Origin of the sequence: Paraburkholderia diazotrophica, from assembly GCF_038900755.1 — a bacterium.
GTDB classification, from domain to species: domain Bacteria; phylum Pseudomonadota; class Gammaproteobacteria; order Burkholderiales; family Burkholderiaceae; genus Paraburkholderia; species Paraburkholderia diazotrophica_A.
Genome location: NZ_JBBPEN010000032.1, coordinates 1 through 9,548, shown reverse-complemented (window position 1 = coordinate 9,548; position 9,548 = coordinate 1). Strand labels below are relative to the sequence as shown.

The window sequence follows — 9,548 nt, the reverse complement described above, 5'->3', positions numbered from 1 at the left end:
CTACGCGGTTCATTTCGTTGAAACAGACCGCAAGGTCGGCATGCGGGCGAAGGAACTGTGCACGCTCGACCATCTTCCCGAAGACGTGCTCGCCTGTCTGGGCGAGCGGGCCAAGGCTCTTCGCTCGCATTTCACTCCCTGCCGGCGTATCGGTGGCGAATATACGTCGCTGCTCTGGACGACCTCCACAACTATGGCGGATATCCCGACCGGAGCGAAGGTGAGTGTCTCGTGACGGCCGGATCGCTCGGAGAAATCGCCGGGTTCGACGGGGATTGCCGGTTGCACTGACGAAGAAATCGCGCTTGCATCAACATGGCTGTTATCCGATGAAGGCTAGCTAGGTCCATGACTGTCGATGAGTTGCTGCGTGGCACGGCACACGTGCCCGAGAGCTTCGACGTCCGCTCTCCTTGTTACTCGAAGACCACGGGGCATGCAGCATAAGTTTGCCACACAGACTGAGGAGCTTCAGACGTGAAAGTGACGATCCGGAGGGATAGACGAGGAGCATTGACCGCTTACGTCCCGAAGAAAGATGTTGAGGAGACGATCGTTTCTGTTGCGCGCGCCCATATATGGGGTGGGATCATTACGCTGGCCAATGGCTGGCAGCTGGAGCTGCCCGAAATGGCACCTGATACCGTGCTCCCCGTCACTGTAGAAGCCCGGCGCGTGACGGGGAAGACGGACTGATATGACGCTCGCTTCTGCTTAGTCAATGTCACAACTACTTTGATATTGCCTTGCGGTATTCAGGCGGACGTCAGAGTAAGTGGTAATGGAACAGAAATCGGTCGACAGATCCTCGCTCGCTTAATGAACAAATGCGATGTGGCAAAGCGTTGACCGAACTTCTTGCAATAGAGCGAAACGCGCAGCAGGTGCCCGTTGAGCGAGAAGTACTGTCAACGTTTGTAAGTAAAGCAAGCTCGCGCTTGAGGTCTCGCAATCCGCGGGATGCGCCGCTTTCTTAGTTGACGGCTGTTCCCGGCCCGGTGAAACAGATACTCGGCGACTGCTTCACCGCGGACACGCTACCAGCTACCGACATCTTCCGAAGTCGTCAATGGTCACACTCTCTACCATCAATTCGACCACGAGCGAAAAATGAGGGAGTTGGCATGCAACACGTTAGAGAAAAATTCATCTGTCAAGTAGTCCTATAGAAATATGCATTTCAATGCAAAAACCGAGTCCGGTTGTGCATGAGTTTTGCGCCGAGAAAATTCACTCAATGTGTGCGTCATCATGTGGATAAAGAAATCGGATTAAGGTTGGTTTCATATTTGGAATCGTATGTAATTTTTGTGTAACGGTAACTACTCCATCAATGATTGATAATGAGTGTGGCTATTAAAAATCGTTAGAACTGCATCAGAAATATTCATGTTAACAACATGTCTCGCTGTGGCAAGATGAGCAACAACGGATATGGGGCGGGTCAAGATGGTAGGTGATGGCGGCGCTTGCGGGTTCTGTGCGCGTTTCGTCGGCGCGCCGTTTGCGGCAACTGATGATAAGTAGTTTGGTTTGGTTCGGATGAGTTCATCGCATGTCGTTGGCTCAAATTGCATTTCGCCCCGCATGGCGGAACACTGATCTTCGCGCGAATGACATGACTTTTGAAGGACCCGCAATGAACAGAGTCGACGATGACCGTAACTCAGCGTAGAAGCGAACGCACCGAATATGTATCTGGCTGGGGTAAGGCGTGGAAGGTGGCGTATCGATAAATCAAACGGTCTCGTGAAGGCTGAGACACGGCCAATACGGTAACAAATGCGGTGGAATATGTGTCACGTGGCATGCACTTAAGAATGCCTGAATATACCGTTCACGCCTTCACATAATCATCTTCGATCGCGGAGTGTTATACATGACTGTAAAGCATCATTTCTTGCTGACGCCGGGGCCATTGACGTTGAGCGATGAGGTCAGGGCGCAGATGCAATATGACGTCGGCTCGCGTGACGGGTGTTTCAAGACGATAACGGATCAGGTAAGAAATATAATAGTTGATTTAGTTGACGGTAAAGACGCCTACTCGGTGATCCCGATGCAAGGCGGTGGATCCTACGGCATCGAAGCCGCGTTGGCTTCCTTTGTTGCGCCTTCCGATCGGCCTCTCGTCTGCATCAATGGAATTTACGGTGAGCGGATTCTAAAAATGCTGCAACTCCGTGGTGTACATGTTGTCAGCATGACTGCTCCCTGTGATGAGCCGCTTTCAACATCCCAAATTGCTGAATATCTGAGAAGGAATCCCACGATAACGCATTTGTGCTTCGTGCATTGCGAAACCACCACAGGCGTCATTAATCCGATCGGACCGATAGTAGAACTAGCAAAGAAGCGCGGCGTAAGAACGATCATAGATGCAATGAGTTCCTTCGGTGCGGTGGAGATTAACGCCAAGCAGGTGCAATTTGACGTCCTTGTCACTTCTAGCAATAAATGCATTGAAGGTCCACCGGGTGTGTCGTTTGTAATCGCTTCATTGGAGTTGCTTAATAGCAACGTTAAACATATGAATTCTTTCGTGCTGGATGTTCGAGACCAATGGAATAGTTTTGAGAAATCCGGTGAATGGCGCTCCACTCCTCCAACACATGTCATCCAGGCTTGCGCCAAAGCACTTGAGCGACTGACCATCGAGGGCGTCTTTCGCCGCGGTGAGCGTTACCGCTCTGTACGTGACGCGATCATCGGCGCAACCGCGCCGTACGCCTCTCCTCTTTTAAACGCGAATATACGGTCGCCGGTATGCCTTGCCCTTACCGCACCTAATGTCATTCGTACCCAAAAAGACCTCGACGCGCTGTACGCCCATCTGGTGGACTACAACCTCTACATCTATACAAAGTTGCATTCTCAGACCCGCAGTTTCAGGATTGGTTGTATGGGATGCATCGATCCGATGTGGATTCGCCTGTTGGAAATCGCGTTTCAGGATTTCTTCGATGCCAATCGAGACATTAGAAAACACTTGCCGGCGTCAAAAAAACGAGTTTTGGAAAAGGTCTTGTGATATGTCGAGAAGCAATGCCAGTGAACAGATGTCCAGAGAAACAGCACTTCTTTATGCTAGCTATCGCCATGATCCGGTGACAAAGGCTGTTTCGGTGCCCATTTACCAATCAACAGCCTATGAGCTTGAAGGTGATCTGGAAAAGATTGCCGGAATTTACAACGCCAAGGAAGATGGGTTTACGTATAGCAGAATCATCAACCCCACGACGCGTATTCTCGAAAAGCGATTTGCCGCAGTGGAGAGTGCAAGCGACTCTCTTGCGGTAGCTTCTGGACAGGCCGCAACCTTTCTTGCCATCGCCAACCTGTGCAGCGGAAAGCCAGGCGATAACGTAGTTGCATCGAAGTATTTGTATGGAAATTCGTGGAATCTCCTCTTCAATACATTTAAACGGTTGGGTATCGAGGCGCGATGCGCAGATCCAAAGAATATATCGTCTTTCGAATTGCTGACCGATGACAGAACCATTGCAATATTCGGAGAGGCGTTTTCGAACCCGTGTCTTGTCCCTTTGCCTATCCCGGCGCTCGCGGAGATTGGAAAACGGCATGGGGTTCCTATCATCGTTGACAATACCACAACTCCTTTGCTCTGCCGTCCCGCCTCTTTGGGCGCGAGCATCTCCACATATTCCGCGACGAAGTATCTATGCGGCCACGGGACGACGCTTGGCGGATTGATCGTTGATAACGGGCGCTTCGCGTTCGATGATACAGTCCGATTCCCGTTGTTTAACGAACCGGACGAAGCGCATGGCGGCATCCTCTGGAAAGAGGCTGTTCTTAAACTTGGCGATCTTGGCGCAAGTCCCTATTTGCTGAAGGCGCGGATGACGTGGCTCCGTGACACCGGTGCCGCGATTAGTCCGTTCTCCAGTTTTCAGTTGATTCAAGGGCTCGAGACACTTCATCTTCGCATGCAACGGCATTGTGAGAATGCGTTGGCCGTTGCCGGGTTCTTGATAAAGCATCCGAAGGTCAAGCGTGTGTCATATCCATCGCTAACCTGTGGATACGAACGCGAGCTTGTTGACGAGTTGATTGACGCGCGTGTCGGTTATGGCGCAATCATCATGTTCGAACTGGCCGATGAAGCAGCCGGACGCAGATTCATCACCAACATCGAGCTCATGTACCACGTATCAAACGTGGGTGATGCGCGAACATTGGTCACACATCCAGTCTCGACAACTCACACGACTGTTCCAAAAGAGCAGCGTGAGGCCGCCGGTATTTTCGATGGGTCCATCCGCCTGTGTGTCGGCATCGAGAACGTAGACGATATCGTCGCGGATATTCAACAAGGACTGGACGCCGTCTGACATCGATCTTTCACGGAGGGAGATTTAATCATGGAAATTTGTGAAGCGTGGCAACTGCGAGGCAAACGATTCAGGACCTCTCGCTTCTCGCGCGACATTACCCGTGAGTTGTCTGAATTGAAGCCTGATAACATCACTGGCGCACTTTATATTCTGAAGGACTATCTGGTCATTCTGGCGTGTGCTTACGCGACTGTACGAATTACGTGGTGGCTGTATCCTATCGTAGTGCTAATAATCGGCGCGCAACAACGTGGGCTGACGACGATCGCCCATGACGCAGCACATCGGACACTCGCAAAAAACACCCGCTGGAACTATTTTCTCGGAATTGTTTTTGCAGCATATCCTCTTCTTCAGCGTCATTGGGCATATCGCTACTCTCATGTTCATCTGCATCATCCTCATCTCGGCGACCCGGAGAAAGATCCTGACCTGAAGTTCTTCATATCGTCGGGCGTATATGACGTCCGCCATCCACGCAAATACGCGTTTTCCGTTATCTGGAAGGCGATGCTGGGCGGTGCGACGTTACGCTACCTAAAATATCTATGGAACAACCGGTTTCTCATTTCACGCGAAGGTCAGAAGGACATCGATAGGCTGGGATCTGCCATCGATACTTACGGATTCGCACTGTTCTGGCTGGTCGTTATTCTCGGCTTCATTCAGGCGAAATCAGTTGATATGCTCGTGTTGTTCTGGCTGGTTCCTTATCTGACGACCTTTCAGGCATTGGGCTGGTTCATCGAACTTGCGGAACATTCTCCAATGTGCGAGACCGAAACCGACGATGTCTATCTGACACGCAATCGCAAAGGCAACCTGATCGAGCGGCTGCTGTTCGGCGCCAACCTTGATGAATATCATCTGGAACATCACCTCTCGCCGGGCATCCCCTTCTGGCACCTGAAGCGGGCACAAAAGATCAGGCTACGCGATCCGCAATATGCCGAGATTGCCGATTCATGGGGAGGACTCTTCGCTCGCGGCCCCAATGGGCAGCCAAGTGTCATCAGTCAACTGCTTGAGCGGAACCGGCGGCTGTACGAGGCTCAGCTTGAGCGCCTGCCGGGCGAGGAGCGAGCATAACGATGGATAAGCATCGTCCTATGGGTTGCGCCGTTGTTGGGGTTACCGCAAATCGCCACCTTTGCGACGGAGTCCATCGCGACTGGTTACGGCGGCGCTATATCGAGGCGCTGACGGAGTACGCTTCGGTCGAGTGCGTCATTTTACCGACGATAGACGGAGATCGTCCATCGGAGGCGACTATTCGCACATTTCGTGAAGCGATGCGCCGTCTCGACGGGCTTGTGCTGACGGGCGACGAATCCGATCTCGATCCCGATATCTTGTGCATGAACGAGCGCGTATGGGCGCGCACCGAAGACGATGTTGTCCCCGGCGAGATCGATCGTCCGCGAGACCGGTTGTCGTGGGTCGCATTGACGGTAGCCGGAGAGCTTCAGATGCCCGTATTGGGGATCTGCCGTGGCTTGCAGGAGATGAACGTTTATAGAAACGGCACGCTGCACGAAGATTTGTCGTCGTCACACAAGGGAATCACGCATTCAGAAAACGCAAACCTGCCTCGCGACGAGCAGTATCTACCTGTTCACTCCGTGAAAATCGCTCCCGGTGGATTGCTGTCGTCGGTTGTCAAGAACGGGGAGCTACAAGTTAATTCGCTGCATAAGCAAGGCATTGCCACGCTGGGAAAAGGTATTCAAGTGGAAGCAGTCGCAGATGATGATATTGTAGAGGCGCTTTCATATAGAAATTCACCAACATTTCAACTCGGGCTTCAGTGGCATCCTGAATGGCACGCTACTAGGGATAACGCGAGCCAAAATATTTTCGAAGCATTCGGGCGCGCCTGCGACGCCTACATGGCGCAGCGATGCAAAAAATAGCGATCGAGGTCAGATCCTCAGGCCGCTGTTCCTTCCATTCGGCAATATTCAAACAGAATTGGCGGTGTCAATGGATTTTCATTTGTTCGCTTTGTTTCTCCTCGCGTTTACTGCTGCAGTAGTTTTGCCGGGACCGAACGTCGCGTTTGCGGTCGCGCAAACTCTTAAACACGGATTAAAAATTGCAATTCCAGGAGCCGTCGGATTCGGAATCGGTGCGGCAATTCATGCGGCAGTCGTGTTATCGGGCGTGGGCTTTTTTATCCGCGATAACCAATGGGTGTTGAAATATTTACGGTGGATGGGTGCGATATATCTTGTATATCTAGCCATTATTACTTTCTGTGGAAATTCGACTTCAAGCGATGAAGAAACGACGAATTGGAACTCGAAACAGATGTTTGCCGATTCACTCGTAGTCTCTTTGGCCAACCCTAAAGGGTGGATAGCCACACTGCTTACATATCCGAGCTTTATCAACCCGTATGGCTCGTACTCCACTCAAGCAGTTTCGATGGGTGTTGCCGCGACCATCATCTCGGTTGCGGTCTATAGTACTTATATGTTTATTGCGCATCGAGCGAGCATCGCCTTCAAGAACAAATCCTTGTTGGAAAAAATAACAGGTGCACTGTACGCATGCATCGCACTTGGTTTGCTCCTTTAATCTCGCTCAGGATTCCGCATGCCTCTGTCTGAGTGCTATTTACAATTCCGCGCGCCGTCTAGATTGAAAGGGAGACTGTAGATCCATGCCTATTAAAGTGCCGAAAGGATTGCCCGCTGGGACTGTGCTGCAGACAGAAGGCATCACAGTGATGGAGGGCGACAGTATATTGCGCCCGCGCGACCGGCCTTTGCACGTTGGTTTACTAAATCTCATGCCCAACAAAATCGAGACGGAGATTCAGATTGCACGCCTGCTCGGCGCAACACCTATACTGGTCGACCTTACGCTTATAAAAATCACCAGTCACTCGCCAAAAAATACACCGGTGAGCCATCTGACGACCTTCTATACAGATTGGATCGACGTAATGGAACAGGTCTTTGATGGTTTCATCATTACAGGCGCGCCGGTTGAGTCGATTCCGTTCGAGCAAGTCGCATACTGGAAGGAATTTATCGAAATTCTAAACTGGACACAAACCAACGCTCGCAGTTGCTTTAACATTTGCTGGGCAGCGCAAGCGGCGTTGCATCATTTTCACGGTTTGCCGAAGTACGCTCTGACGGAGAAGGCTTTCGGCATTTTCAGACACCATAGCTTAGAGTCCACGTCACCTTATCTGCAGGGTTTTTCCGATGATTTGTGTATTCCGGTTTCTCGGTGGACAGAAATGAGAAGCACGGACATTCCTTCGAGCAGTGGTATATCCGTACTCATCGAATCGCCAGAGACGGGTCTGTGCCTTCTTGATGACCCGAAGCATCATTCACTACACATCTTCAATCATATCGAGTACGACACACAGACTCTAGCGGATGAGTATTTTCGTGATCGATCAATCGGTCGGCACACAAATTTACCAAAGAATTATTTTCCAGACGATTGTGAAACCCTGCGACCCAAAAATTGCTGGCGCAGTCATGCGCATCTCTTATTCGGAAATTGGATTAGCCAGATATACAAGGCTGGTTTTAATACGCTTCGCTGAGATTTTTTGATGATCGATTTTCTATTTCGATGAAATTGATTTGCGCGGAAAAATTACTAAGGATGTGAAGCATGGGTCTTAAATTTGACGCATTGAAACAGGCGGTTGCTTCTGGTGTTATTGATACTGTGCTCGTCTGCATGGTTGACATGCAAGGTCGTCTTATTGGGAAGCGATTTCACGGCGACTTTTTTGTTAAAAGCGGCTACCTGGAAACGCACGCCTGCAATTACTTGTTGGCCAACGATATGGAGATGGAACCGGTCGCCGGCTACGCCAGCGCCAGTTGGGCAGCGGGGTATGGCGATTTCGTGCTAAAGCCTGATCTTTCGACGTTACGGCGGCTTCCATGGCTGGAAGGAACTGCATTGGTAATTTGCGATGTTCTAGATCAGAGCGGCCAGCCGGTTGCGCATTCGCCGAGGCAGATCCTGCAAAAACAGCTTAACCGCCTGACGGAGAGGGGAATGAGTGCCTGTTTCGCATCGGAGCTTGAGTTCTACCTGTTCAATGAGACCTACGAGGAAACGTCGGTAAAGAAATACCGCGACCTGACGACATGTGGAACATACAGTCATGATTACCATATCTTGTCGACGACGCGCCAAGAATCTGTCATGCGCCCGATAAGGAATGGATTGCATGAAGCAGGAATTGCAATCGAATGCTCAAAAGGAGAATGGGGCGCTGGTCAAGGAGAGATTAACGTACATTATGCCGACCCTTTGATGATGGCAGATCAACATACACTCATCAAGCACGGCAGCAAAGAGATTGCTTCGCAGCAGAAGAAAGCGATTACGTATATGGCGAAGTGGAACTACGGGCTTGCGGGATCGTCGTGCCATATTCATTCGTCCCTGTGGACACTGGAGGGAACGCCGCTTTTTTTTGAGAAGAGTTCGCCTTATGGCATGTCGGATCTTATGCGTTATTATCTCGCGGGGCTTTTGAGGTATTCAAGAGACATTACGCTGTTTCTAGCACCGTACGTTAACTCGTATAAGCGATTTCAAAAAGGGAGCTTCGCCCCGACGAGAACAGTGTGGAGTCCTGATAACAGAACTGCTGGTTTTCGCGTTTGCGGAGAAGGCTCTAATGCCGTCCGGGTCGAATGTCGAATTGGAGGCGCGGATCTCAATCCATATCTCGCCTTCGCTGGACTAATCGCGGCTGGCCTCGCGGGCATCGATCATAAACTTGAACTACCGGGTCCACTGATCGGCGACGCGTATCTCGATGGCGAGTTGCCTGAAATTCCCAAAACATTGCGAGAAGCAATCACTGCAGCGTCAAACTCGACATGGCTACGCGAGGTTTTTGGCGACACTGTCATCAATCATTACGTGCATGCGGCTCAGTGGGAGCAACTCGAATATGATCGCCGTATAACGGATTGGGAGTTGACCAGAGGATTCGAGAGAAGCTAACCGCGTCGAGGGGCCCTGAACTGCGCAGCGGTGGAATCGCACGCTTCCTTCATAGCTTCGATGTAAGCACTCGATCATTACCGTTGCCCACGAGATTGACCGATGAGGGATGTGCTGTTAGCGAATGGGGTCAATGCGCGCGGAGGGAGGCAGCAAAGGGGCGACGTTCCAAGGCAACAGGTCGTCGAT

General features: G+C 51.1%; 8 protein-coding genes and 2 pseudogenes. All 10 read left to right on the top strand.

Going from position 1 to position 9,548, the window contains the following annotated elements; translation table 11 throughout:
• Positions 1-235 (top strand): annotated as a pseudogene (locus AABE10_RS35515) (hypothetical protein); the annotation flags it as partial.
• Positions 199-291 (top strand): annotated as a pseudogene (locus AABE10_RS35510) (hypothetical protein); the annotation flags it as partial. The pseudogenes AABE10_RS35515 and AABE10_RS35510, both read left to right, overlap by 37 nt.
• Before the next feature lie 186 nt (positions 292-477).
• On the top strand, positions 478-696 hold the full coding sequence (gene nifT, locus AABE10_RS35505) for a putative nitrogen fixation protein NifT (protein WP_342937726.1): 219 nt from the start codon (positions 478-480) through the stop codon (positions 694-696).
• A 1,183-nt stretch (positions 697-1,879) separates the two neighbouring features.
• On the top strand, positions 1,880-3,031 hold the full coding sequence (locus tag AABE10_RS35500) for a 2-aminoethylphosphonate--pyruvate transaminase (RefSeq protein WP_342937725.1): 1,152 nt from the start codon (positions 1,880-1,882) through the stop codon (positions 3,029-3,031).
• A complete protein-coding gene (locus AABE10_RS35495; RefSeq protein ID WP_342937724.1) occupies positions 2,964-4,355 on the top strand; it encodes an O-acetylhomoserine aminocarboxypropyltransferase/cysteine synthase family protein in 1,392 nt (463 codons plus the stop codon). Before AABE10_RS35500 ends, AABE10_RS35495 begins: the two co-directional genes overlap by 68 nt.
• Positions 4,356-4,385: 30 nt before the next feature.
• Positions 4,386-5,447: a fatty acid desaturase family protein gene (locus AABE10_RS35490; protein ID WP_342937723.1), complete on the top strand. Its 1,062-nt coding sequence runs from the start codon at positions 4,386-4,388 to the stop codon at positions 5,445-5,447.
• 2 nt (positions 5,448-5,449) lie between these two features.
• Entirely contained in the window at positions 5,450-6,271 is an 822-nt protein-coding gene (locus AABE10_RS35485) for a gamma-glutamyl-gamma-aminobutyrate hydrolase family protein (RefSeq protein WP_342937722.1), read from the top strand.
• A gap of 70 nt (positions 6,272-6,341) precedes the next feature.
• Positions 6,342-6,938, top strand: coding sequence for a LysE family translocator (locus AABE10_RS35480; RefSeq protein WP_342937721.1), 597 nt, complete (start codon positions 6,342-6,344; stop codon positions 6,936-6,938).
• 85 nt (positions 6,939-7,023) lie between these two features.
• The gene (locus AABE10_RS35475; protein WP_342937720.1) at positions 7,024-7,929 is read left to right on the top strand and encodes a homoserine O-succinyltransferase; all 906 of its coding nucleotides are present in this window, start codon (positions 7,024-7,026) and stop codon (positions 7,927-7,929) included.
• A 71-nt stretch (positions 7,930-8,000) separates the two neighbouring features.
• On the top strand, positions 8,001-9,359 hold the full coding sequence (locus tag AABE10_RS35470) for a glutamine synthetase family protein (RefSeq protein ID WP_342937719.1): 1,359 nt from the start codon (positions 8,001-8,003) through the stop codon (positions 9,357-9,359).
• The last annotated feature ends 189 nt before the right edge of the window (positions 9,360-9,548 follow it).

Coding starts and splice junctions, on each gene's coding strand:
- AABE10_RS35495 (WP_342937724.1), top strand. CDS start 2,964: ATGCCAATCGAGACATTAGAAAACACTTGCCGGCGTCAAAAAAACGAG.
- AABE10_RS35485 (WP_342937722.1), top strand. CDS start 5,450: ATGGATAAGCATCGTCCTATGGGTTGCGCCGTTGTTGGGGTTACCGCA.
- AABE10_RS35475 (WP_342937720.1), top strand. CDS start 7,024: ATGCCTATTAAAGTGCCGAAAGGATTGCCCGCTGGGACTGTGCTGCAG.
- AABE10_RS35490 (WP_342937723.1), top strand. CDS start 4,386: ATGGAAATTTGTGAAGCGTGGCAACTGCGAGGCAAACGATTCAGGACC.
- AABE10_RS35480 (WP_342937721.1), top strand. CDS start 6,342: ATGGATTTTCATTTGTTCGCTTTGTTTCTCCTCGCGTTTACTGCTGCA.
- AABE10_RS35500 (WP_342937725.1), top strand. CDS start 1,880: ATGACTGTAAAGCATCATTTCTTGCTGACGCCGGGGCCATTGACGTTG.
- AABE10_RS35470 (WP_342937719.1), top strand. CDS start 8,001: ATGGGTCTTAAATTTGACGCATTGAAACAGGCGGTTGCTTCTGGTGTT.